The organism is Corynebacterium sp. CCUG 51687 (genome assembly GCF_024453995.1).
GTDB lineage: Bacteria > Actinomycetota > Actinomycetes > Mycobacteriales > Mycobacteriaceae > Corynebacterium > Corynebacterium pseudogenitalium.
Genome location: NZ_JAGPYT010000007.1, coordinates 58,696 through 81,691, shown reverse-complemented (window position 1 = coordinate 81,691; position 22,996 = coordinate 58,696). Strand labels below are relative to the sequence as shown.

Here is a 22,996-nt window from a genome sequence, read left to right as displayed (position 1 = left end):
GCCCATGGGAACAATGCTGGTCACTGGTGGTGCGGGCTTCATCGGCGCGAATTTCGTGCGGATGGTCACCGAGCGCACTGACTACAAGGTCACGGTCCTGGACAAGCTGACGTACGCGGGCAACCCGGCGAATCTGCGGGGGTTGGACGTGGAGTTGGTGGAGGGGGACGTCGCTAATGAGGCGCTGGTGGGTGACTTGGTGGGGGCGTCGGATGTGGTGGTGCATTTCGCGGCGGAGTCGCATAACGATAATTCGTTGGAGGACCCGTCGCCGTTTATTCACTCGAATTTGATCGGCACGTATGTGTTGTTGGAGGCAGTGCGCAGGCACGGGGCGCGGCTGCACCACATTTCCACGGACGAGGTGTTCGGAGACCTGCCGCTGACGGGCAACGAGAAGTTCACGGAGGCGACGCCGTATAAGCCGTCGAGTCCGTATTCGGCGACGAAGGCCGGCTCGGATCATTTGGTGCGGGCCTGGATCCGCAGTTTTGGTATTCAGGCGACGATTTCGAACTGCTCCAACAACTATGGGCCGTACCAGCACGTGGAGAAGTTCATCCCGCGCCAGATCACGAACATCCTGTGCGGGCAGCCCGCGAAGCTGTACGGCACGGGCGCGCAGGTGCGTGACTGGATCCACGTCGACGACCACAACGACGCCGTGCTGACCATCCTGGAACGCGGCAAGCTGGGTGAGACGTATAACATCGGCGCGGACAACGACCACACCACGAACAAGCAGGTCATCGAGATGATCTGCGAGCTGATGGGTGGCGAGTACGAGCACGTCAACGACCGCCCCGGGCACGATCAGCGCTACGCGATGGACTCCACGAAGCTCACTACCGAGCTTGGGTGGCGGCCGCGTTACACGAAGGATCTGCGCGACGGGCTGCAGCAAACCATCGAGTGGTATCGCGAGAACCGCTGGTGGTGGGAAGGGGCGAAGGGGGACGTCGAGAAGCGTTATGAGGCGAGAGGACAGTAATGATTGCTGGGTTGGAAGTCCACGAGCTTGCGGTGCACCGCGACAACCGCGGCTGGTTCAAGGAGAACTGGGCGGGGCAGAAGTTGGTGCCGGTGCAGCAGAATGTGAGCTTCAACGCGCGGCGCGGGGCGACTCGCGGCATGCACGCTGAGCCGTGGGATAAGTGGGTGTCGGTGGCGTCGGGCCGCGTGTTCGGGGCGTGGGTGGACATGCGGGAGGGCTCCGCGACGTTCGGGGAGACGTTCAGCTGCGAGATCGGCCCGGAGACGGCAGTATTTGTGCCGCGCGGGGTGGCCAACGGTTTCCAGGCGCTCGAGGACGACACGACGTACATTTACCTGGTCAACGAGCGATACCAGCCCGGCGCGCGCTACGCCTACTGCTCCTACAAGGAGGTCGAGTGGCCGATGGAGCCCACGGAGCTTTCGGAGGCTGACCTCACCCACCCCATGCTTGTCGACGCCACCCCCGTCCCCCAGCGCAGAATCCTCGTGACGGGCGCGAACGGGCAGCTGGGCCGCGCGCTGCAGGAGCTCTACGGGCCGGATGAGGCGGAGTTCTGCAGGCGGGACCAGCTGGACATCACGAACCTGGAGGGCGTGGACTGGTCGAAGTACTGGGCGGTGATCAACTGCGCGGCCTACAACGACGTCAACGGCGCGGAGGATGACCCGGCGGGCGCGTGGCGCGTGAACGCGGAGGCCCCAGCGCAGCTGGCGCGGGCGGCCAACGAGCACGACTTGGTGTTGGTGCACGTGTCCAGTGATTACATCTTCGATGGCACCCAGGAGGTGCACACGGAGGAGGAGCTGCCGAGCCCGCTGAGCCGCTACGGGGCGTCGAAGGCTGCCGGGGAGACGGCGGCGCAGCTGGCGCGCAGGCACTACGTGATTCGGACGTCGTGGGTGTTCGGCGATGGGGCAAACTTCATGGCGACGATGCGCCAACTCGCGGAGACGGGCAAGGAGCCGCGCGTGGTGAAGGATCAGCGCGGGCGGCCGACGTCAGCGGAGGACCTGGCGAAGGGCATCCGCCACCTGCTGGCCAACGAAACTGAGTACGGTGTGTACAACATCACCTCGGATGGGGATTCGGTGGGGCGTGACGAGATCGCGATGGCGGTATTCATCGGGATGGGCAAGGACCCCGCGCAGGTACACCCGGTGACCTCAAAGGAGTACGGGGACAAGGCGCCACGGCCTGCGGAATCGACGCTTGCGCTGGACAAGATTAAGGCGACGGGCTTTGCCCCCATGAACTGGAGAGCTGCGTTGGCGCTCTATCTTGGGTAGGTTGTACTGCATGAATCGCACTTCTCTTGCAGCTCTCGCGGTGGCGGGGGCACTGGTGGTGGCAACCCCGGCGTTCGCTTCCACCCAAACTTCTACCCCTTCGGCCCCGGCAACCACCACGGTCACCGTCACCCCGACGGTGACGGCGACGGTCACCCCGACAGTTGAGGCCACCACCACGACGAACACCGCTCCGACGGACCCGGCGATGGCGCTGTCCGCCGGTGACACGTCGAACGTGTCCACCCCGGCGCTCGTCCTGTTCATCATGGGCATTCTGACCACGGTGCTGGCTGTGATCGAGAAGCTGCCGCTGGATAAGATCCTGCCGAAGCGCTAAGTCGATGAAGGGCATCATTCTGGCCGGCGGGTCCGGCACCCGGCTCTACCCGATTACGAAGGGTATTTCGAAGCAGTTGATGCCGATTTACGACAAGCCCATGATCTACTACCCGCTGACCACGCTGATCAGCGCTGGTATCCGGGAGATCATGGTGATCACCACGCCGGAGGACGCGCCCGCGTTCCGGCGCCTGCTTGGCGACGGCTCCGACTGGGGCATCATGCTCCACTACGGCATCCAGCCCTCCCCCGACGGCCTTGCCCAGGCGTTCCTGATCGCCGAGGACTTCATCGGGGATGACTCGGTGGCGCTCGTGCTGGGTGACAACATTTTCGACGGCGCCCTGGACTTAAGCCATGACGGCACCGGCGGCACCATCTTCGCCTACGAGGTCTCCGACCCGCACCGCTACGGCGTGGTGGACTTCGACGCGAATGGCGTGGCCACGTCGATTGAGGAGAAGCCGGAGCACCCGAAGTCCAACTTCGCCGTGGTCGGGCTGTACTTTTACGACAATCAAGTCGTGGACATCGCGAAGACGATTACGCCGAGCGCCCGCGGTGAGCTGGAGATCACCAGCGTGAACGAGGCGTACCTGAAGGCGAACCAGCTGCGGGTCCACCGTCTGAACAGGGGTGACGTGTGGCTGGACACCGGCACGATCGACTCGATGGCGGAGGCCTCCGCCTACGTGGAGGTGCTGCAGAAGCGCACCGGCCTGGTGATTGGCTCGCCGGAGGTCGCCGCCTACGAGCAGGGGTTCATCTCTGTGGACAGGCTGGTCAGCCTAGGTGAGTCCATGGTGAAGTCGGGCTACGGCACATTTCTTCTCGACGCCGCACGCAACTAGTATCGGTATCCATGTCCACCGTTACTGCGCTCCTGTCTGCCTACCACGGCACTGTTCCTGACCAGCTCGCTGAGGCGCTGCAATCCCTCGCTGAGCAGACCCGTCCCGCGGACGAGGTCGTGGTCGTCTTTGATGGGCCGGTGGCGGAAGGGGTCGAAGGGGTCGTCGAGAAGTATGGGGCGCGCGTGGTGCGCTGTGACGAAAACCGCGGTGCGGGCCCCGCGCTGCAGGCGGCGCTGGAGACGATCGACAGCGAGTTCGTGGCGCAGCTCGACTCCGACGACAAGGCGTTCCCCCAGCGCATTGAGCGACAACTCGAGTTTTTGCGGCAGCACCCCGAGGTGTCCGTGGTGGGTACCGCCGTGCAGGAGTTCGACGGTGAGCGCACCGGCGGCATCCGGCGCCTGCCCGAGCACCCCGCACACTACGCCAAGATGAACTCGCCGATGAACCACCCTTCCGTGATGTACCGCACCGCGGACGTCAAGGCTGTGGGCGGGTACCAGGACGTGCACCTCATGGAGGACTACGACCTGTTCGCGCGCCTCATCGCCGAGGGCTACACGCTGTACAACATGCAGGAGCCGCTCACCTACTTCCGTGTCACCGACGAGCAGTTCGACCGCCGCACCGGCAGCGACATGTTCACCTCGGAGGTAGACATGCAGATCCGACTGGTGCGCTACGGCCTGATCGGCCGCACGCGCGCGATGGTGAACGTCGCAGTGCGCACCCTCTACCGACTGCTACCGAAGCCACTGCTGAAGCGCGTTTATGCGCGGCTTTTCCACCGCGCGGGGTAACATTTCGGGCAACATGAACGACGACACCTGGCTCATCATCCCCTGCTATAACGAAGGCCCCGTTATCCAGCAGGTCATTGAGCATGCGCGGGAAACGTTCCCGAACATCGTGGCCGTCAACGACGGCTCCCGCGACAACTCGGCCGACGCCATCCGCGCCTCCGGCGCCCACCTGGTGAACCACCCGGTGAACCTGGGCCAGGGCGCTGCGATCCAGACCGGGGTGGAGTACGCGCGCGCCCAGCCGGGTGCGAAGTACTTTGTCACCTTCGACGCCGACGGCCAGCACCAGGTCAAGGACGTCCTGCGCATGGTGCAGCGCCTGCGCACCGAACCGCTCGATATCGTGGTGGGCACTCGCTTCGCCGGCCAAGATAGCTCGCAGGTGCCGTGGATCAAGCGCGTGGTGCTGCGCACGGTGGTGATGCTCTCGCCGCGCACTCGTCGCCTCGGCCTTAGCGACGCCCACAACGGCCTACGCGCCTTCAACCTCAAAGTGGCCAACGAGATGAACCTGCGGATGAACGGGATGTCGCACGCATCCGAGATCGTCGCCCTGATCGACCAGCATAAGTGGCGCGTCGCCGAGGAGCCCGTGGAGATCCTGTACACCGAGTACTCGATGAGCAAGGGCCAGTCGCTCATTAACGGCGTCAACATCCTGGCCGACAACATCGTGGCAGGGAGGCTCCCATGATCCAGTTCGCACTGATCTGCGCCACCGTCCTGTTGGCGCTCTACTTCTTTGCTAACCGCCGCAAGGCGAACGCGAAAGCTTGGGTGAAGATCGGCTTCGGCGCGATGTTCATCGCCGCCATCTGGGCGATCCTGCGCCCCAACGACGTCACCATCCTTGCCAACTGGTTGGGCGTTGCCCGCGGCACGGACCTGATGCTGTACGTGCTGATCATCGCGTTCTTCTTCACCACCATCTCGACCTGGACCAGGTTCCGTGAACAGGAGCTGCGCTACGCCAGGTTGGCGCGGGCGGTAGCATTACAAAACGCAGAACAACCAAAGGAGCACAATGAGTGATACCAAGATCCCACCACTGATGTGGGCGTTTACGGCAGTACTGGCAATCGGCACCGGAGTGGGCGGCTACGTCATCGGCGCGAACTCCGCGACACCCGCCACGGAGACCGCCCAGACTGCACCGTCTCAGGCCGCTGAAGAGCCTGCCGCCGAACCGACTATGAACGAGGCCGCCGCCGAGATCGAGCGCCGCGACGCCAACGACCCAATGGCCCTCGGCGATGTCGACGCCCCCGTCGTCCTCTCCGAGTTCTCCGACTGGGACTGCCCATTCTGCATCAAGGCCAACGTTGAGATCATGCCGCAGATCATCAAGAACTACGTCGATGAGGGCAAGGTGCGCATCGAGTTCAACGACTTCGTAGTCAACAGCCAGGCCGCCGTCGAAGCAGCCCGCGCGGGCCGCGCCGCCGCCGACCAAGGCAAATTCTTCGAGTACCAGGACGCCTACATGGCAGAGGCCATCAAGGCGAACGGCCACCCCGACTTCGCCATGGAGGACTTCGTCCGCTTCGCTGAAGCCGCAGGCATTCCGGACATGGAGAAGTTCAAGGCCGACGCCGCCAGCGACAAGTACGACGCCGCACTCCAGGACGCTAACAACCTGGCGCAGCGCGCAGGCTTCAACTCCACCCCGTCTTTCTTGGTCAACGGCCAGGAGATCATCGGCGCGCAGCCTTACGAGGCCTTCGAGCAGGCCATCGAGGACGCGCTGGCCAAGTAGCTAGTTTCTAGGAATGCGCGATGACGTCCGCGACGTGGGCGTGGCCGCGCTGGTTCACGTGCAGCGGCATGTTGCGTGGCGAAGGGCCGAAATCGACCAGCCCGGCCCACATCCGGATGTGGTCCGGGGCACACATGTTGTTGTTCCACGTGGACGGCTTCAGGTCCAAAAATTCGACACCCGCTGCGCGCGCCAGGTCCACCTGCATCCACTGCGCGGTGTCCTCCCACGCTTGCACGAAGGGCATCGGGGTGGCGTCGTGCATGTTGTTGCCCAGCTGAAACAGGCACACGCGGTCGCCCTGCGTGATCTTCGGGTAGCCGACAATCTGGATGCGCGCGTTCGGCGCCGCCGCCCGGATACGGTTCACCTGCGGCACCATCGCGTCGACGAAGGCGCGACGCACCTGCTCCGGGGACCGGCCGCCGGTCGAATAGGTGTCATTGAAGCCGGTCGAGATGATGACGCGGGCCGTTGCCGGGTTCAGGGCGCGGTCGCGCAACGCGCGGTCAACCTGCAGGGAGAAATAGGGGCCAACGCGAGTTGAAACGGTGCCGGCACAGGAGTAGTCCATTGCCCGCAACCCGAGGCGCGCAGCCGCCTGCTTGCCCCAATTCCTCGCACCGGTTGGGCACCAGACCTTCGCATCCGAGGAGCCTTGTGGCGTGGCGCCGATTTTTCCTGCCGCCCAGTCGTGGACTGTTGGGTCGGCAATGACTGAATCGCCGAAAACCACCATGTTACGCGGCTGCGCGGTGGCCTGCGCTGGCACAATGGCCAGCGCGGTCGCGACGATCGCCGCCGTCAACTTACGAAACACAAGTGCACTTCTTTCACATCTACAACAAGAACTACGCCTACTTTGCCAGATGTCATAGAATAGAGCAATGTTTCTCCGCTTTCTCAGGGCCACCCACCGCGCCGGAATGATCAGCCTCGGCAACAGCCCGAAAGCAGCGCTAGGGGTTATACCAAATCTGCTCCGCTTCCGTTTCACCACCGCCCGCGCCATCGAACAGGGCTACCTCGCCGCCCCCGAGCGCACCGCCCTTATCGACGACACCGGCCTCCTCACCTACCGCGACCTCCGCACCCAAGCGCGCAACGTGGCCCGCTGGATCCTCAGCGTCACCGACCAGCCGCGCATCGGCGTCATCGCCCGAAACGGACGCGGCATCATCCTTCCGCTCGGCGCTAAAGGCTACACCGGCGGCTCCATCTTCCTCCTCAACGTCGGCTCCTCCACCGAACAACTCCGCGGCTGCATCGAGGAAAACAACATCAACATCCTCTTCACCGACGACGAATTCCTACCCCGCATCCCAGACATGGGCACCGCCATGGTGGTGGTTGATGGGGCGAAGTTGGCGTCGATAAGTATGGGCGGGGGCGACGCCACGCTGCCGCTGTTCCCGAAGCACGGCGACATCGTGCTCATGAGCTCAGGCACCTCCGGCATCCCCAAGGGCATCCTGCGCGCCGAGCCCGCCCTCCCCTTCGTGGTCACCGGCTACCTCGAGGCGATCCCCTTCCGCGCCGGCGACACCGTCCAGATGACCGCCTCCATGTTCCACACCTGGGGCTGGTCCGCGCTCAACATCACGCTTGGGGTCGGCGGCACCATCGTTACGCAGCGTGTCTTCGACCCTGCCAACGCCTTCCGCCAACTCGAGCACTTCCGTTGTGACGGCCTCATCTCCTCCCCCATCTTCCTCAAACACATGCTTGACCTCGAGGAGGACTACGACACCTCGCGGCTGCGCTTCATCGGCACCGCCGGCAACGCCCTGACCCCACTGCTCGCCGAGCGACTCATCGACCGCTTCGGACCCATCGTGGCCAACATCTACGGCTCCACCGAACTCTCCCTCGCCGCGGCTGCCGACGCCACCATCGTCGCCAACGACCCAACCTGCGTCGGCCGCGTCCCACCCGGCACCACCCTGCGCATCTACGACGACGCCGGACGCGAAGTCCCCACCGGCACTGTCGGCCGCATCTTCCTCAACAACGAAACCGCACTCCGCGGCTACACCAACCCCAACACGCCCATGGTCACCATCGACGGCCTCATCGAAATGGGCGACCTCGGTTACTTCGACAACCAGGGCCTCCTGCACGTCGTGTCCCGCAGCGACGACATGATCATCGTCGGCGGCGAAAACGTCCACCCCCAATCCGTCGCAGCAGTCCTCGAGCGCATGCCAGGTATCGACGACCTCTACGTCGGCAGCGTCGACGACCCCGACACCTTCAAACGCGTCGCCGTCTGGGTCGTCCGCGCTGACGATCCAGACGGCCAGGCGTTGACGGCTGCCAGCGTCCAGGGCTGGGTCCGCGACCACCTCGCCGAGCATTCCGTTCCGCGCGACGTCCACTTCGTCGACGCACTGCCCCGCAACGCCACCGGAAAAGTGGTGCCGCGGGAGTTGTAAGGGAGGCGGTGTTGGCTAACGCCTGTTCTTCCCCATTGGACTAGGCCGCGCTGAAGAATTCTTTCAGGGCAGCTTCGGTAATCTCGACATTTTTACCGGCATAGAACGCTTCGCGCCAAGGTTTTTCCGAGTGCGTCTTTTCACGCAAGGCCCACGCAGAGTAGATACCGTATTTGCGCCACACAGCTACCAGCTCATCCTGGATATCAGCGTAATCATCCCAATTAAAGTCCTCAGGAATGAACGCGTCAGGATCAATGGGGTTACGCCCATACTGCTTGGTCGCCTTGTAGACGTCAGCAACGACGGGACCATGCTGCCATGCCTGGATCTCATCAGAAAACAGTTTGGTTCCAGCCGATCCGATGTGTTCGCCCTGCGCATAGTACAGGAGCTTCTGGAGCTTGAGCTGCGACAGATCCGCATCCATCTGTTCTGCCCACGCTACAAACCAGTGTGCGATCTCAAGTGCTGTCCTTGTACCCACGTTCGTTCCCCTCACAGCTTGGTCATTACTGTATTACTGATCAACTGTACTCAGCGTTCAGACATGAACACGGTGACCAGTAATACCAGGCCGTTCTCGTTACAGCGTCCAAATTCAGAATTGCGTTCATCCTAGTCGCTCACGCCTGCAATCTCGATACTCACTTGCTTTGTTTTCGTTCCGGTCGAGGTCTTAGAAGCGTGCGATGCTGGTCGCCGGAAATCAGCCAGGCGACGCGAAAATGGGCGACCTGCGTCGCACTCCTTGAACACCTCGACCGGAGCGAGAACCGCCCGGAGACCAGCCGCAAACCACCCCCACCTACCCCCGGATTCCCACGTTAACGCTGTCGCAACATGCGGTGTCAGAAACTAAACACGTACACCCGGTACACCCACTCGACCTCAAGGAGGACACCATGAAACGTATCGTTACCTGCGCAGCAGCCACCGCGATCGCGCTCGGCACCATTGCCGCACCTGCCCACGCCGCGACGGTGAGCGTGAAGGACAAGGACGGCATGTGCACGGTGCAGCTTTCGCTCACCGAGCAGCGCTTCGTGAGGGCCTGGTTCGACGAGTCGAAGGCAATTGGCGCCCACGAGCAGGCGCGTGACTTCGTGGCCGCCGTGGATACTGCTTACCCGGACGCCACGAAGCGCCCAACCAAGCTCGCTGAGAAGTACGCCGAGGCGCAGAAGACGGTGAAGGAGACGAAGCCGACGAAGGAGCGCACGCTCGAGGACATTGTCCCGGCCAAGCGCCAGGTCGGCCCGGGGGTGGAGCGCGTTGAGGTGCCGTTTGGCGTCGAGAAGAGTGATGCGGCGCTGTACAAGGCGTGGGCCGCCACGCCGGCTGGGAAGTTCGCCGAGAAGCAGGCAATGCTTGACGACGCCGACTCCGCCGCGGCCGCTGCCTGCGCGAAGGGCGCCCAGGCGGATGTTGCGTACCCGACGGCGGAGCCGGAGCTGAACGTGGCGGCGATTGTTGGTGGCGTGATCGCGGCGGTGCTCGCGATCATTGGCCTGATTGCCGCGTTGCCGAAGCTCGGCGTGAAGTTGCCGATGCTTCCTATGTAGGCAGGTAGTAGCTGCTAGAACTTAGGCAGTTGCGTGCGCAGGTTGTCCACCAGGGATGGTGCTGCCTGCGCGATCACAGCCAGCAGACCGGCGACTCCGAGGATGGACAGGATGGCGATGAGCCACGGGGAGTCGGCGGAGGAGCCGTCGGCAGGCTTCTTGTTGTCTGCTGGCTTTTCGCCGTTCCACCACTTGTCCAGGGTGAGGCGGGCGACGGTGGTGTTGTCGATGTAGGAGCCGCGGATCTTGTCCGTGTGCTTGGTGGCCTCTTCGTAGATGTCGTCGGAGCCTGCGCCCTTGTACCAGAAGCCGACGAGCTGGTTGGTGTGGTTGTCGGAGTTGTAGGTGTGCTCCGGCTTGGCACCCTTTTCGCCGCTGAGCTCGCTGTACTTGGATGGGTCCTGCGGGCCTGCGAGGTAGCCGGTTTCGTGGTCGGCGGTGACGATGAGCAGGGTGTCCTCCCAGGAGGAGTTCTCCTCGACCCACTTTTCGACGGCCTCTACCGCGTCAAAGAAGTCGATGGTCTCTTCGATGGAGCGGCCGATGGTGTTGGCGTGGCCGGTCCAGTCGATGGCGCCGCCTTCAATCATGAGGTGGAAGCCGTCTTCGTCCTGGTTGAGGGTGTTCAGGGCGCCGAGCGACATGGTGGCCAGGGTTGGCACGCCCTTGTTGAACTCGGTCAGGTACGGGCCGACATTTGCCTTGTCTTCACCGTCGGAGCCTGCGCGGCCCTGCTGCAGCGTGTTGGCCACGGGGGCGAGGCCGAAGACCTTCTTGGCGTCCTTGTTGGCTGCCTTGGCGAGGGACTCGAAGTCCGCCTGGTCGGTGACGAGGCTCCAGTCGGTTTCGCCGTTGGCGACCTTGTTGTAGGTCTCCTCGGTGATGTACTTGGGGTTGAACTTGCCGGTTTTTTGGGCGTTGTCGTCGTAGAGCGGGTGGCCGGCGCCCATGATGACGGACAGTGGGCTGTCGGGGCCGAGCATTTCGTCGGCGAGCTGGGTGTAGTTGCTGCGGTTCTCGTTGTGGCCGCCCCAGCCTGCCGGGGTGGCGTGGTTGAACGGCACGGTGGACACGACGCCGGCGGCCTTGCCCTGTTTCACGGCGCGCTGGGAGGTGTTCTCCAGCTTCTCGCCCTTGTGGTCGACGCCGATCTTGCCGTTGTCCGTCTTGACGCCGGTGCCCATGGCGGTGGCGGCTGCGGCGGAGTCGGTGAAGTTCTTGTTGATCCAGTCGCGGTCGCTCCACGCCTTGATTTCGTCGTACTCGTTGCCGTACTGGAAGGTGGTCATGGAGGTGTGCTTCCAGCCCTTGTCCTCCTGCTCGAAGGTCTGGACTGGTTTGCCGTCGACGTTGGAGATGCTGTTGATGCTGTTTTCGCCGTTGAGCATCCACTTGGACTGGCCGGTCTGCCAGAGGTTGGCGGCTGCGACGTGGTTGTAGCCCATGCCGTCGCCGATCATGTAGATGATGTTCTTTGGCGCCTTCGGTTCAGCGGCCTGCGCCGGCGTTGCGACGACAGCGAGCGCCACCACTGCGGACGTTGCTGCAGCGGCGACACGTGGGTTGGTAAAAGCCATGAGTTTCCTTCACAGAATCAGTACTTGGTTCGAGCCGCCGGGTTGGCGACACAACGATTCTGCGAAAGCAATGTGAGTTTCCGGAGACATTCCGGTTATGTTTGGCGCAATTTTGGGTGAACGCTGAGCAAACTCTGAGACGGTTACGGAACGCCAAAAGGCGCCACTGCTCGCCGTAGCCTGCGAAATGGCGGTTGACAGCAGCTAGCTGTTGACTGCGAGGACGCTGGCCTCGGTGGCATCGACACGTGCGCGTTGAAGTACATGGGTGCAACCGTGGCGATTGCCGCAGGCGCGGACGCGGCGCCGCGCGCGGATCATCTGCAGGCTCGTAGTGTCCGGCGTGGTCGGATACGTGCCGTGCCGGATGTGGGTTAGCGCGCCAGGCGTCGCTTGCTGGACAGAATCTCCTTCTCGATGCGCTGCATGTCTTCAATCTGTTTCTATAGCTCGATGGCCTCGAGTTCTTTTTTCCGTGCCCGGTCGTAAATTTCGTACCGCTCTTCCGCGTGGCGCTTGGCGGCTGCCGTAGTAACTCGCCCTGAATTTTCGAGAACCGGATAGTCATTGAACTGGATGAATTTGTCCGTCTGCTCGATCCAATCCTTGAATGTCATCGCCTTACGACGCTCTGCCTGCAGCTGGGCATGCTCCAAGTACATTGTGGTGAGCCGGTTCAGCGTGCGCATTTCTCCCTCTTCGAGGTGGTTTTTTGCGATCGTGACGTCCTTTTTGCGCACCTTCTTACCGGCAAAAGATGTTAGCCCCATATTTGGCTGGCTTGGGTCGCACCTTGTTTCGAGGATTTCCGCGGCCGTTTGGCCTGCGACCGCAAAGTGGAGCTTATTCTGCAGAGCAGCGAAGAGGTTTCGTTGTGCCGAATTATCCTTGTCGTAATCCGTTGCCGTCGCCACGACTTCAAGGATCTGTTGGTAGAAGCGGCGCTCCGAGGCACGGATGTCGCGGATCCGCTCCAGCAGTTCGTCGAAGTAGTCGGCACCAGTAGGGTCCTTGAGCTTTTCGTCGTTCATCGCGAAGCCCTTGACTAAGTACTCTGTAAGCACCTCCGTCGCCCAGTTTCGGAACTGTGCCCCGCGCCGCCCACGAACCTTGTAGCCGACCGCCATGATGGCATCGAGGTTGTAGTGTTCCAATCTCCGAGTGACCTGTCTTCCCCGCTCAAGGGCAACTCTTTCATAATATGAAACAGTTGCCGGGCGTTTGAGCTCCCCGTCTTCAAAGATTGTTTTGAGATGGCGGCTGACGGTGGCCACCCCTATATCGAACAGCTCGGCCATCTCCCCTTGGGTCATCCAGACAGAGCCGTTACGAAGCTTGAGATGCACCTCCGTTTCGTCATCCTCTGTGCGGTAGACGATGAACTCTCCGAGCGAATCTTCAAACTTCTCAATCTCGTATTCCTCTGGCATGACGCTCCTTTGCGGTTCCTCTGGATTAATAGCCGCCAATGGTACCGACACATGTGATTAACGAAAGCCGAGGCGCAGGGTCGGAGGGCAGTTAGCGCGTGCCTTCGCCATCGTTCTTCCTCTCAGATCGTCCAAACACATACCCAGTGCAGTAGTGGCAATGATCTGGAAGACGTCGATGGTACCGGCAAACGTCTGGTCCTCACGTGGCCACGCGTATTCGATGACTGAAAGATTAGGATCGCAACAAGCGTGCCGACAACGAGCCATTGAGCAAACTTGTGCCTGTTCCAATCCAGGTGTTCTCCCCAATTCCGGGGCTTTGGCTCACTCTGGGATGGGTTCTGTACACCAGTTCGCAGTGTCTCGAGCGGTCTCGCCGACTTAGGTTCGTCTTTGCGGACAGCCTCTAGCCTTTTGTCTTGGTCTTCCTGAACCTCTGGCGCTTTCTTTCGCCCTGCACTCTGTGATTCGCCCTTGCCTGTCACAGGTTGAGCAATTCCTAGTAGGTGTTATCCGCTCCGGAACGCCAAAAGGCGCCACCCGGTGTGGGTGGCGCCTTTCATTCGACTCTGCGCGGTTTACTTCTGCTCAGAAGAACCGGCCTTGGCCTTGTCGGCAGGCGTGTCGCCCTTCGACGAACCGAGGATGGTCAGGCCGTTGTTGAACCCATCCTCCTCACACGCCTGGGCGATCAGGACACCGAGCATGCTGACCGCAGCAATCGCGCCGAGCGCGATACCCAGCGGGCGCAGCTGCTCACCGTAGCCAGCGAACTGGCGGTTCACGGCGTCAGCCTTCGCACGCAGCTCACGGACCCACTCCGGGTCTTCGTGACGGCGACCCTGCTGACCGTGGCCCCAGTCACGCTTCGGCATGGACTCCTGGAAGCGGGCGTTCAACTCAGCGCCGACCTGCTGCAGCTGCGGGCCGAACGCTTCGTTCACGCCGTAGCCGATACCAGCAAGCAGGCCGATCGGCAGCAACCACAGCAGCGGGCTGTTCACCGCGAACGCGTTCGCAGCGCAGCGCTTCGCCTTCTCCGAGGAACCGTTGGCACCTGGCTCAGCAGGCGTCGAAGGCTCGTTCGGGTTCGGCTTGCCACCTGGCTGGTTCGGGTTGTTCGGATCGTTCGGGTTCGAAGGCTCGCTCGGGTCAGTCGGGTTCTTCTTCGTGCCGACCTTGATGATCAGCTTCTGCGGAGCAACCTCGACGACACTGCCGTCTTCCTTATGGATGCGCTGACCAGGCTTACCCGGCTGCACAACCTCGTGCTTGCCCGATTCGAGGTTCGGGTCCTCGACAACCTCGTAGTCGTAGGCGACTTCCTCAGTCCAGCTGGTGCCCGCCGGTGGCTTGGTGCCAACGCGAACAACGCGCTCAACTGGCTTCTCTACCATTTCGGCGACGGGGCTGCCGTCGACAACCTTGATGGTGTAGCGGCCGTCCTTACCAGCAACGTCTTCGACTTCCTCGCCTGGCTTCAGGTTCGGGTCGTAGACAATCCGGGTGGTGTAGCGGACCTTGATCTCCAGGTCGCCACCAGGCGCCGGCTGCTCAGGCTGCTCCGGGTTCTCCGGATCGTTGCCCGGCTTCTTGGTGCCGATGAGGATAACGTGATCCTGCTTCTCTACGAGGTTTTCCTCAGTGCCGTCGGAATTGTGCTGAACCAGGCCGGGCTTACCTTCCTGTTCAACCTTGTGCTCACCCGCAGGGATGGTGGGGTCAACCTTGACCTTTACCTCGAACGGGATCCGCTCCTTCCACTCCTGACCAGCCGGCGGCTTGGTGCCGACGCGCACGATACGCTTGACCGGCTCCTTGGTCGTCTTCACGGAAGGCTGACCCTTTTCGGCGGTTACTTCAATCTCACCGTTCTTACCCTCCTGGTCGACAATCTCCGTACCAGGCTCAAGGTTCTCGTCGTAGATGATCTCCGTGGTGAACGGAAGCTCAACGATCTTCGCCTCGATGGACGGATCCGGATCCGGCGTCGGCGGAGTCGGCTCCTTCTTGGTGCCAACGCGAATGATCTGCTTGACCGGCTCCTTGGTGCGCTCAGTGGTGACCTTTGGATCCCCGGAAGGCTTACCATCGACGATCTTCTGGGTGGAGGTCTCAACGTCCTCACCAAGCTCGCCCTGCTGATCGACGACCTGCTTACCCGAATCAAGGGTGTCGTCGAGGATGACCTTGGTCTCGAACGGAACTGGCTTCTTCACCTTGGTGACCAGCTCGCCGTCTTCGATAGCCGGACCGTACTCGATGATCTCCTTGACCGGATCCTTGGTCTGCTTCTCTTCCGGCTTCACGGAAGCCTGGTCGCCCTTTGCGGTGAAGTCAGCCGTGTAGGTCTTCTCACCCGGGACGCCCTTCTGGGCGACCTTGATCTCACCCGGCTTCAACTCCGGGTTCGGACGGGTTTCAACCTCGAACGGAAGCGGTGCCTTCCAGGTGACCTTCTCGGAGGCCTCAGGTGCTTCGGCTGGCTTGGTGCCGACCTTGATCACCTGATCCACTGGCTTTTCGGTGATCTCCTCCGAGAGCTTTGGCTCGCCTGGCTTGGAGTTGGTGATGTCGCGTTCGATCGTCACCTTCTTCTTACCCGGCTTGCCCTCGGTAACAACCTCAGAGGTGCCAGCAGGCAGGTTCGGATCGAACTCGATCTTCACACCAAACGGAACCTCAGACTCCACGGTCTCGGTAGTAGAACCGGTGGTCTTGGTACCAACGCGGATCTTCGCGTTCTTCGGGGCCTTGGTCTGCTCAGAGGTCACGGTCGGCTCGCCGTCCGGCTTACCGTCCTTGATCTTCTGGATAGAGGTCACAACCTCGGTACCAAGCTCGCCCTGCTCATCGACGACCTGCTCACCCTCCTTAAGGGTATTGTCAAAGACAATCTCGGTCTCGAACGGAACCGGTTTCTCGGTCTTGGTCACCACAGAGGTGTCCTCGGCCGCCGGACCGTACTCGATGATCTGGTTAACCGGATCCTTGGTCTGCTTCTCTTCCGGCGTGACCGTTGCCTGATCGCCCGTGGCCGCAAAATCTGCGGTGTAGGTCTTTTCGCCTGGCTCGCCCTTCTGGACGACCTTGATCTCACCCGGCTTCAACTCCGGGTTCGGACGGGTTTCAACGTCGAACGGAACCTGGGCAGTCCAGGTGACCTTTTCGGAGGCCTCGGACGGCTTGGTGCCGACAGTGATGACCTCGTCGACAGGCTTCTTGGTGATCTCTTCAGTGATCTGCGGATCGCCCGGCTTGGAGTTGGTGATGTCACGCTTGATCGTCACCGTCTTCTCGCCCGGCTCACCCTTGGTGGTCACCTTGGACTCACCGGCAGGCATGTTCGAGTCGTACTTGACGACGACCTTGTACGGCGCCTCAGCCTTGTAGGTCTCGGTGTTCTCACCAGTGGTCTTGGTGCCGATGCGGATCTTGGCCTTCTTCGGGGCCTTGGTCTGCTCGATGTTGATGCTCGGCTCGCCGTCCGGCTTGCCGTCCTTGATCTTCTGGGTGGAGGTGATCGTCTGCTCACCCGGGACGCCCTCTTCGTCGACAACCTGCTCGCCGGACTCGAGGGTGTCGTCGTAGACGTACTCGATCTCGAACGGAACCTCTTGAGTCTTCTTGCTGGTCAGCTCTTGATCAGGGATGCCCGGGCCGACCTCGATGATACGAGTAACCGGTTCCTTGGTGGTTTCTTCCTCAGCAACCTGTGCCTCAGAGCCCTTGGAGGTGAACTTAGCGGTGTAGGTCTTCTCGCCGTTCACGCCTTCCTTGACGGTCTTCATCTCACCAGGCTTGAGATCCGGGTTTTCACGGACCTCAGTCGGGTACGGGATCGGGAACGTCCACTTGACGTCCTTGGCGCTCTCGGCCGGCTTGGTGCCGATAACGACGACCTCGTTGACCGGAGCCTTGGTCTGCTCCCAGGTGCCGTCCTTGTGCATCTTCGCTGCACCCGGCTCGCCCTTGGTTTCAACCTTGTACTCGCCGGCAGGGATGGAGTCGTCGAACTTGTACTCAACCTTGAACGGTTCCTCACGCTCCGGAAGGCCGAGGACATTGACGACAGCGTATGCAATATCCGTAGAACCGTCTTCGTAAGTCACGGTGACCGGAATCTTGACTTGCGTGCCCGGCTTTGCATCCGCAGGTGCGGTTGCCGTGATCTGGCCGTTGTCATCAATGCTGACATTCCAGCCAGCAGGAACATTGCCCAACTTGTAGGGGTTTTCCTTTGCGACGTTGACGTTGTCCGGCTTTTGAAGATCAACTGGCAACGTTGCGGCTTCACCCGGGTAGACGGTTTCCACAGGGTATACCGGCTCAGCTTCCCAGCTGTTGGTCAGCTTCACCACGGTGGTGACGGGGACCTCTGGGCGGGAGCCGTCCGGGGTCTGGACCGTCACGGTGATGGTCTTCTTGTCACCCGGCTTAGCGGTTGCCGGCGGGGTGGAAGACACAACACCGGTCTTCGGGTCGATGGTGTACTTCCAGCCGTCGACTTCCTGCTCCGTGACCGGATTGCCGTCCTCGTCGTTACCGAAGGAGTACGTCGATTCTTGCGGCGCACCCGTCACCTGGTGGTTAACAGCCTGGTTCGGGCCGGTGACCTGCACGTCATACACCGGAGCAACGTCGCCCTTGATCACAACGACGGTGCCTTTGACGTTCTGCGGCTTATCCGCATTCTCGTAGTGCGCGAGAACCGGCACGTCGAGGATGTCACCTTCCGGTGCATCCTTCGGGATCGTCGTGGTGATCTTACCGGTCTTTTCGTCGATCTTTACGGTCCACGTCTTGCCCTCTTTACTCGTGAGGGTGATCTCAGTCGTTCCGTCCTCGAAGGTGTAGCGCTCCGGTGCCTCATCGGTCGTGTTACCGCTCAAACCACGCTCAGGGACGTTCGGCGTAAGGCTGACCTTAGCGTTCGGCTTGTTCGTCACCGTGTCGTACTCGGGGATCTTGATGTCGACGATCGCCTGGAACTGGGTCTCGATCTCATCCGTGGTCTGGTCAGGGTACGTCGCCTACACCGTTGGGGTGATGATGGTGCCTGGCGCGACGGTGTCATCCGCCTTCGCGGTGACCTTGCCGGTCTCATCGACCGTCACGGTCCAACCTTTAGGCACGGTGGACTCATCGATCTCGAACTTAGCCGGGTGGACCGGCTTGTGGCCCTTCATGATGGACTTGGTGCCCACCTGGGCGGTGAGATCCTTACCGATGGTGCCCTTGGTCAGGCTCGGACGCACCAGGTCGGTCACCTGGGTGTTGTTCGGGTCGACAACCACGAGGAGTTCCAGCTCGTCCGTAGAGCCGTTGGAGTACTCGACCGTCACCACAGGGCGTGCAAAGGTGCCCGGGCGTGGCTCCTTCGGAGCGATGACGGTGACGTTGTAGTCCTCGTCCATCTCGACGCTCCAACCCTCGTAGACGTACTTCTCGTCCAGGGTGGCCTTAGCTTCGAAACCCTTCTGATCCTTCTTCTTCGCCAGTTCCTTGATCAGGTCAGGGGTCTGGGTGAAGGTGACCTTCTGTGGCTCGGTCGCGAGCGGGCCGGTCTCGCTATCGACACCGGAGATGATCGACGCGTCCGTCTTGTCGTACTTCGGGGCGTGGTACTCGGTGTCATCCAGCGAGAACGCCTCGGAATCGATGACGTTCGCCTTGCTGTAGCGTGTCAGCGAGTTGGAGCTGTCGAAGGCTCCATCATGTTCGAGGTACTCATTGTTGTTCTTAGCTGCAGCCTTGAGCTGATCCACGCTACGCGGCTTTGCCAGAACGGAGAAGTTGACGTTCTTGTCGGTAGCCAGGTCAGTACCGCGGTACTCCGGCCAGGTGAAGAAGATTTCACCGGTCTTTTCGTCGATACGCAGGCGCTGTTCACCGCCAGAGACGGACGTGTCCGTGGTGCCGATGAACTTGCCGTTGCCGTCGTAGGCCTCCACGACCATGCGGGACATCGAGTCGTCCTTGCCGCCGTTCTGCACAGCAGGAATGTTGACGGTACCGACCTTGGTTTCACCCTTAGGCCCTGGGACGATGACGTGCTTCTCCCAGTTCTCCCACGACACCGTAATCGGGTTACATTCGATGTTCTCGCTCGGCCACGGGTTTACAACAGCGCTGAATTCCGAGCTGGGACCTTGCGTGGCTCTCAGGCCCGAAGGATTGTCCTTCGTGTAGTTGCTCTGCCAGGCGTAGCGCACGGGATTGGCGGCAGTGGCCGATGCGAACTGCTTGACTTTCTCATCGGTCAGTTCTGCGTAGAGATTCAGGTTTCGCTGTGGGCCACGACCAGAAGGGTTAGAAATGTCGATGCTTTCGTCGGCCTTGTGCGTGACGCTCTCGCCAAGGAAGGTCTGGCCGGCCTCCATGGAAGGCACCTCGCCGGGATTCAAAAGTCCGCCAAGGTTCCCCCCATTGGTGAAGGACCAATCGGCGAATGTGCGGTCCTTCGAGTTATCAAAGGAGACGCTCAGACCCCACAAGGTCTGGTCGGGACTGGTCGAACTCGGCTCCAGGGTGTTCCAGCTGAAACCAGCCTGGCTGTGATCGGCGGTGTTGGTCTCTGAAACAACACACGACCCGGCCGGCAGGTCGGACGCCTGCTGGGCGTCCTTCTCCACAGCGCCGGACTTGTCGCGGATACCACCGCTCAGGGTGGCAGCCGCAGCGTACGGCGCCAGCGGGCCCGGGCCGACCACGCTCAGGCCACCAAGCGCGAGCGCAATCGCAGATGTTGCCGCGATGCTAGTAGACGTTGACTTACGAAAACGCCGAGATGATTCGGCCATTAATTTACTCCTCATAAATACTTCAGAAGAAACTGATAAAAACAACCAGCTTCCTGAATCTGTTGTAAAAGTGCCACTGACATGGTATTTCAAGCAGCAGTTACGCATCTATTTTAGTGAATTGGTATAACGCATGTCGATATAGACTTCACAGCACCCCCACCGCGAACGCCCATGAGACCGGGAAATACCCTGAGTATTCGCATTTCCTGCACGGGCGGGGGTGAGTTTTGTTTTGCTCGCCAAACACGCCTCTGCAGTGGTGGGAACGGGGAGTGGGGCGAAGTGGGCGTCGATAAGTGGGGCGGGCCCTGCGATGCATCGTGAAGCGCTGCCTGCGTCCTACGCCTTATGAATATAAGTGAAGTTAAGTTTTCACCGGGGACGTCGTGAAGCTGCTACTTCATTGCCACAGCTCGCCATGGAACCTGTACGATCCCTTTCGACGTGCCCATTTGTTGATCTCCGTTTCGTCCTGAACCGACAGGCATGCCCACCCCAGCGTCTGCTCGCTGAATCTCCCCACCCCATAATGCGCTAGCAGGCTGAACGCCGCTCTACGAGACACCCGGCAGTTTTTTACATCTTGCGTGCTTTTACCGCGCTGAATCTTGTTTTTCCATCACCGACTAGCTAGCATTTTGATTGTAGAGATTGCGCGCCGTGCGCAACTCCACATTGCCAGAAACCCCGCCGTGCGGGGTTTTTGTGCGTCTACGGCCAAATTCGTTGCCTACCGCTTTTAACAATGTTTTCAATCGCCCCCCACATCTTTTCTTGGGTTGCGAGCATTTTTGGGTTACCGACTTTCACGTTGAGACGCCGCTGATAAACATAACAGCAGAGGTCAGCGGCTTGTAACCCCCGCTCCGACCGTGAGTCATAGAATTCCATTTCTTCTATATTGGCAAGTTTGGAGCTTCGGTAGCCGAATGTCCCCTTGGCTTTATACTCGATGAATTCTTTACGCCCTTCCGGAGCGGTGTAGTGGTCATCGAGGTAACACTTCGCAATCTCGTTTCTTTTTGAGGCATACTCATTCACGCGCTCCAATATGTAGCCGATTGCTACCGTCCGCGGATTGTAAGCATTTCGATATTTCTTTGCTTGCTCATGTCGGTCAATGGTCTCCACGAACATGGCAGATGCAAGCATGTTTATTGTCCCAAGAGCGCGTAGATAAATCGATCTCGCGATTCTGATTGGAACCCCATCCCAATCTCGTTTTTGCTGCATCATGTCGTATCCATGCAACTCAGCATCGATATTGACGCAGCCGGTGGTCTCGGCATAGTCCGCAAGCAAGGCATCCAATTCTTGCTCAAGGCGTAAAAGGTTTTCGTCCTCCACGATCAAGACGGTGAGGGTGAAGTATTTATCCTTGTGCTCGGATTCATCAATAAATGCATGCAACACATGGATCACCCTAGCAATCCGTCACGCTAGTCTTCTTTCTGCGCCGTAATCTGCTCGGCCTGTGCTCGGTCTACGCCTGACAATACGCACGTGGTCGATTGTCTGTGCACGTCCGAGATAGTTCCCGGGCTCGGGAACTACTTTGGCCTCAGCCCCGGTTTTCGGCGCTCAACTGCGGTGTTTCCCCAGGTCGTCGGAATGGTCGCCTAAAATAGTTCCGGCGACCGCGAATCTCGGGGAACTATTCTGACGGGGCGCGGAGAAGCCCGCCATCCAAGCTGGTGTGTACCCCCCAGTGCGTACCGGGCACCGCCCCGCATACGAACAAAGCCCCAGCTAAAACCGTGTTCTAGCTGGGGTTTTACTTGAGCCACCTGCGAGAATCGAACTCGCGACCTTCTCATTACGAGTGAGACGCTCTGCCGACTGAGCTAAGGTGGCAACGCTGCACAATATTACAGCACCGCCAAGAATCTACGAAACTGCCAGGTCAGCGGGCTTCGCAGGCGAGGCGGATGTGGCCGAGCATCCCGTTGAACGCCACGACGGGGCTCACCTGTTGTTGGAGGCGCAGTCGGCATTGGGCGATAGCGTCGAGGCACGCCACGAGTCCTTCGGGGCGGACCTTCTCGGCGAGTTCCGCGGCGAGTGGTTGGAAGTCGGGATGGGTCAGTGAGACCTTGGCGTCGGATTGGACGGCGAGGGCATCACGGTAGATGCCGGCGAGGTCCACGAGGATGAGGTCGAAGACGTCGCGCTTGCGGCGGGTGCCGCGCGCTTTCTGGCTCGCCTCGAGCGCTTTGACGGAGGCGGACGCCCCGCGCAGCGCCTTCGCTGCTCCCCTGCCCTTCGCGCCGACGCCGAGGGCCTGCTCAAGCTTGGCGCGCTCCTCGGCGTCCTCCTCGGCATAGTCCTCGACGGCGGTCTTCTCCGTGGCCTTCACCAAGGAGGCAACGGCCTGGAAGGCCTGCGCGCCGTGGAAGACCAGCTCGGCGAGGTTGATGGCTTGGGCGCGGCGCATTTGGACGGACTTGTCGTTGACCATCCGTCGGGCACGGCCCACGTGGCGCAGTGTGGTGGCGGCGGCAAGCCGAGCGTCGGACTCTGTGGCCCCTTCCTCCTGCATCAGGATGCGCACCACCTCGTCCTCGGAGGGGGCGGGGATATAGAGGTGTCGGCAGCGGGAGCGCAGCGTCTGGGAGAAGTCCTCCGGATCCGTCGACGGCGCGCACAGAATGATCACGGTGTGGGCCGGGGGCTCCTCCACCGTTTTCAGCAGCGCGTCGGAGGCGTCCTGGCCGAGGCGGTCGGCGTTCTCGATGATGAGCACGCGCCAGGGTGCGACCGTCGGCATGCGGGCGGCCTGCGCGATGTACTCGCGGGTCTCCTTCACCTTGATCGTGAGTTCCTTGGGCACCACGTGCATGACGTCGGTGTGCTGGGAGGACAGCGCGTCGCGGCAGCCTTTGCACCGCCCGCAGCCGATCTCGTCGGGGTCCGTGCACACCAGCGCCGCCGCGAACGCGAGCGCCGCGTTGGAGCGCCCCGAACCGGGAGGGCCCGTGAACAGCCAGGAGTGCGTCATGGCTCGCGCGTCGCCGATCCCCCGGGCGGCCGCGGCAGCGTTCATGATGACCTGCTGGACGGAGGGGGCGTCGGCAAGTAATTGACTCACGGTAGGCACAAGCCCCAAGCGTACAGCAGGGCGAAAACCCGCTAAAGTGTTACA

At 61.2% G+C, this 22,996-nt stretch carries 18 protein-coding genes and 1 tRNA gene; 10 read left to right on the top strand and 9 right to left on the bottom strand.

Going from position 1 to position 22,996, the window contains the following annotated elements:
- Positions 1 to 4: 4 nt before the first annotated feature.
- From rfbB to KBX13_RS07980, 8 genes are read left to right on the top strand one after another with little or no spacing between them, the layout of a single operon-like run.
- On the top strand, positions 5 to 991 hold the full coding sequence (gene rfbB / locus KBX13_RS08015; RefSeq protein WP_252931924.1) for a dTDP-glucose 4,6-dehydratase: 987 nt from the start codon (positions 5 to 7) through the stop codon (positions 989 to 991).
- Entirely contained in the window at positions 991 to 2,283 is a 1,293-nt protein-coding gene (gene rfbD / locus KBX13_RS08010; protein WP_252931926.1) for a dTDP-4-dehydrorhamnose reductase, read from the top strand. Before rfbB ends, rfbD begins: the two co-directional genes overlap by 1 nt.
- 10 nt (positions 2,284 to 2,293) lie before the next feature.
- Entirely contained in the window at positions 2,294 to 2,623 is a 330-nt protein-coding gene (locus KBX13_RS08005; RefSeq protein ID WP_256021606.1) for a hypothetical protein, read from the top strand.
- A 4-nt stretch (positions 2,624 to 2,627) separates the two neighbouring features.
- Positions 2,628 to 3,476: a glucose-1-phosphate thymidylyltransferase RfbA gene (rfbA, locus tag KBX13_RS08000; protein WP_070975181.1), complete on the top strand. Its 849-nt coding sequence runs from the start codon at positions 2,628 to 2,630 to the stop codon at positions 3,474 to 3,476.
- Between the two features lie 11 nt (positions 3,477 to 3,487).
- On the top strand, positions 3,488 to 4,279 hold the full coding sequence (locus KBX13_RS07995) for a glycosyltransferase (protein WP_256021604.1): 792 nt from the start codon (positions 3,488 to 3,490) through the stop codon (positions 4,277 to 4,279).
- A 13-nt stretch (positions 4,280 to 4,292) separates the two neighbouring features.
- Positions 4,293 to 4,976, top strand: coding sequence for a glycosyltransferase family 2 protein (locus KBX13_RS07990; RefSeq protein ID WP_256021601.1), 684 nt, complete (start codon positions 4,293 to 4,295; stop codon positions 4,974 to 4,976).
- Positions 4,973 to 5,314: a DUF2304 domain-containing protein gene (locus tag KBX13_RS07985; RefSeq protein ID WP_256021599.1), complete on the top strand. Its 342-nt coding sequence runs from the start codon at positions 4,973 to 4,975 to the stop codon at positions 5,312 to 5,314. The genes KBX13_RS07990 and KBX13_RS07985 overlap by 4 nt, the downstream gene beginning before the upstream one ends.
- Positions 5,307 to 6,038: a thioredoxin domain-containing protein gene (locus KBX13_RS07980; protein ID WP_256021597.1), complete on the top strand. Its 732-nt coding sequence runs from the start codon at positions 5,307 to 5,309 to the stop codon at positions 6,036 to 6,038. The genes KBX13_RS07985 and KBX13_RS07980 overlap by 8 nt, the downstream gene beginning before the upstream one ends.
- 7 nt (positions 6,039 to 6,045) lie before the next feature.
- Here the strand turns inward: KBX13_RS07980 and KBX13_RS07975 are convergent, their stop codons facing one another.
- Positions 6,046 to 6,858 (bottom strand): GDSL-type esterase/lipase family protein, encoded by an 813-nt coding sequence (locus tag KBX13_RS07975; RefSeq protein WP_070363231.1) that lies wholly within the window; start codon positions 6,856 to 6,858, stop codon positions 6,046 to 6,048.
- A gap of 67 nt (positions 6,859 to 6,925) precedes the next feature.
- Here KBX13_RS07975 and KBX13_RS07970 point away from each other — a divergent pair, with 67 nt between their 5' ends.
- Positions 6,926 to 8,473 carry an AMP-binding protein gene (locus KBX13_RS07970; protein ID WP_256021595.1) on the top strand — a complete coding sequence of 516 codons (1,548 nt, stop codon included), beginning with the start codon at positions 6,926 to 6,928 and terminating at the stop codon, positions 8,471 to 8,473.
- A gap of 40 nt (positions 8,474 to 8,513) precedes the next feature.
- Here the strand turns inward: KBX13_RS07970 and KBX13_RS07965 are convergent, their stop codons facing one another.
- A complete protein-coding gene (locus KBX13_RS07965) occupies positions 8,514 to 8,960 on the bottom strand; it encodes a Panacea domain-containing protein (RefSeq protein WP_256021594.1) in 447 nt (148 codons plus the stop codon).
- A gap of 418 nt (positions 8,961 to 9,378) precedes the next feature.
- Between KBX13_RS07965 and KBX13_RS07960 the strand changes: the two genes are divergently transcribed.
- Complete coding sequence (locus tag KBX13_RS07960) at positions 9,379 to 10,038, top strand: hypothetical protein (RefSeq protein WP_256021591.1); 660 nt, start codon at positions 9,379 to 9,381, stop codon at positions 10,036 to 10,038.
- Between the two features lie 14 nt (positions 10,039 to 10,052).
- Here the strand turns inward: KBX13_RS07960 and KBX13_RS07955 are convergent, their stop codons facing one another.
- The 7 genes from KBX13_RS07955 to KBX13_RS07925 form a co-directional block, all read right to left on the bottom strand.
- The gene (locus KBX13_RS07955; protein ID WP_256021589.1) at positions 10,053 to 11,615 is read right to left on the bottom strand and encodes an alkaline phosphatase; all 1,563 of its coding nucleotides are present in this window, start codon (positions 11,613 to 11,615) and stop codon (positions 10,053 to 10,055) included.
- Between the two features lie 443 nt (positions 11,616 to 12,058).
- Complete coding sequence (gene rhuM / locus KBX13_RS07950; protein ID WP_256021587.1) at positions 12,059 to 13,045, bottom strand: RhuM family protein; 987 nt, start codon at positions 13,043 to 13,045, stop codon at positions 12,059 to 12,061.
- 581 nt (positions 13,046 to 13,626) lie between these two features.
- Positions 13,627 to 17,997 (bottom strand): G5 domain-containing protein, encoded by a 4,371-nt coding sequence (locus tag KBX13_RS07945; RefSeq protein ID WP_370687323.1) that lies wholly within the window; start codon positions 17,995 to 17,997, stop codon positions 13,627 to 13,629.
- A gap of 84 nt (positions 17,998 to 18,081) precedes the next feature.
- Positions 18,082 to 19,851 carry an adhesin domain containing protein gene (locus KBX13_RS07940; protein WP_256021585.1) on the bottom strand — a complete coding sequence of 590 codons (1,770 nt, stop codon included), beginning with the start codon at positions 19,849 to 19,851 and terminating at the stop codon, positions 18,082 to 18,084.
- A gap of 714 nt (positions 19,852 to 20,565) precedes the next feature.
- Positions 20,566 to 21,267 carry a DUF3800 domain-containing protein gene (locus KBX13_RS07935; protein ID WP_256021583.1) on the bottom strand — a complete coding sequence of 234 codons (702 nt, stop codon included), beginning with the start codon at positions 21,265 to 21,267 and terminating at the stop codon, positions 20,566 to 20,568.
- Between the two features lie 368 nt (positions 21,268 to 21,635).
- A tRNA-Thr gene (locus tag KBX13_RS07930) sits at positions 21,636 to 21,708 on the bottom strand.
- A 49-nt stretch (positions 21,709 to 21,757) separates the two neighbouring features.
- Positions 21,758 to 22,951, bottom strand: a complete 1,194-nt coding sequence (locus tag KBX13_RS07925; protein ID WP_256021581.1) for a DNA polymerase III subunit delta' — start codon at positions 22,949 to 22,951, stop codon at positions 21,758 to 21,760.
- Positions 22,952 to 22,996 lie beyond the last annotated feature (45 nt).

Excerpts from the sequence above, each read along its gene's own strand:
- KBX13_RS07980 (WP_256021597.1), top strand. The coding sequence starts at position 5,307 with ATGAGTGATACCAAGATCCCACCACTGATGTGGGCGTTTACGGCAGTA.
- rfbB (WP_252931924.1), top strand. The coding sequence starts at position 5 with ATGGGAACAATGCTGGTCACTGGTGGTGCGGGCTTCATCGGCGCGAAT.
- KBX13_RS07940 (WP_256021585.1), bottom strand. The coding sequence starts at position 19,851 with ATGGCCGAATCATCTCGGCGTTTTCGTAAGTCAACGTCTACTAGCATC.
- rfbD (WP_252931926.1), top strand. The coding sequence starts at position 991 with ATGATTGCTGGGTTGGAAGTCCACGAGCTTGCGGTGCACCGCGACAAC.
- KBX13_RS07985 (WP_256021599.1), top strand. The coding sequence starts at position 4,973 with ATGATCCAGTTCGCACTGATCTGCGCCACCGTCCTGTTGGCGCTCTAC.
- rfbA (WP_070975181.1), top strand. The coding sequence starts at position 2,628 with ATGAAGGGCATCATTCTGGCCGGCGGGTCCGGCACCCGGCTCTACCCG.
- KBX13_RS07960 (WP_256021591.1), top strand. The coding sequence starts at position 9,379 with ATGAAACGTATCGTTACCTGCGCAGCAGCCACCGCGATCGCGCTCGGC.
- KBX13_RS07955 (WP_256021589.1), bottom strand. The coding sequence starts at position 11,615 with ATGGCTTTTACCAACCCACGTGTCGCCGCTGCAGCAACGTCCGCAGTG.
- KBX13_RS08005 (WP_256021606.1), top strand. The coding sequence starts at position 2,294 with ATGAATCGCACTTCTCTTGCAGCTCTCGCGGTGGCGGGGGCACTGGTG.
- KBX13_RS07970 (WP_256021595.1), top strand. The coding sequence starts at position 6,926 with ATGTTTCTCCGCTTTCTCAGGGCCACCCACCGCGCCGGAATGATCAGC.
- KBX13_RS07995 (WP_256021604.1), top strand. The coding sequence starts at position 3,488 with ATGTCCACCGTTACTGCGCTCCTGTCTGCCTACCACGGCACTGTTCCT.
- KBX13_RS07990 (WP_256021601.1), top strand. The coding sequence starts at position 4,293 with ATGAACGACGACACCTGGCTCATCATCCCCTGCTATAACGAAGGCCCC.
- rhuM (WP_256021587.1), bottom strand. The coding sequence starts at position 13,045 with ATGCCAGAGGAATACGAGATTGAGAAGTTTGAAGATTCGCTCGGAGAG.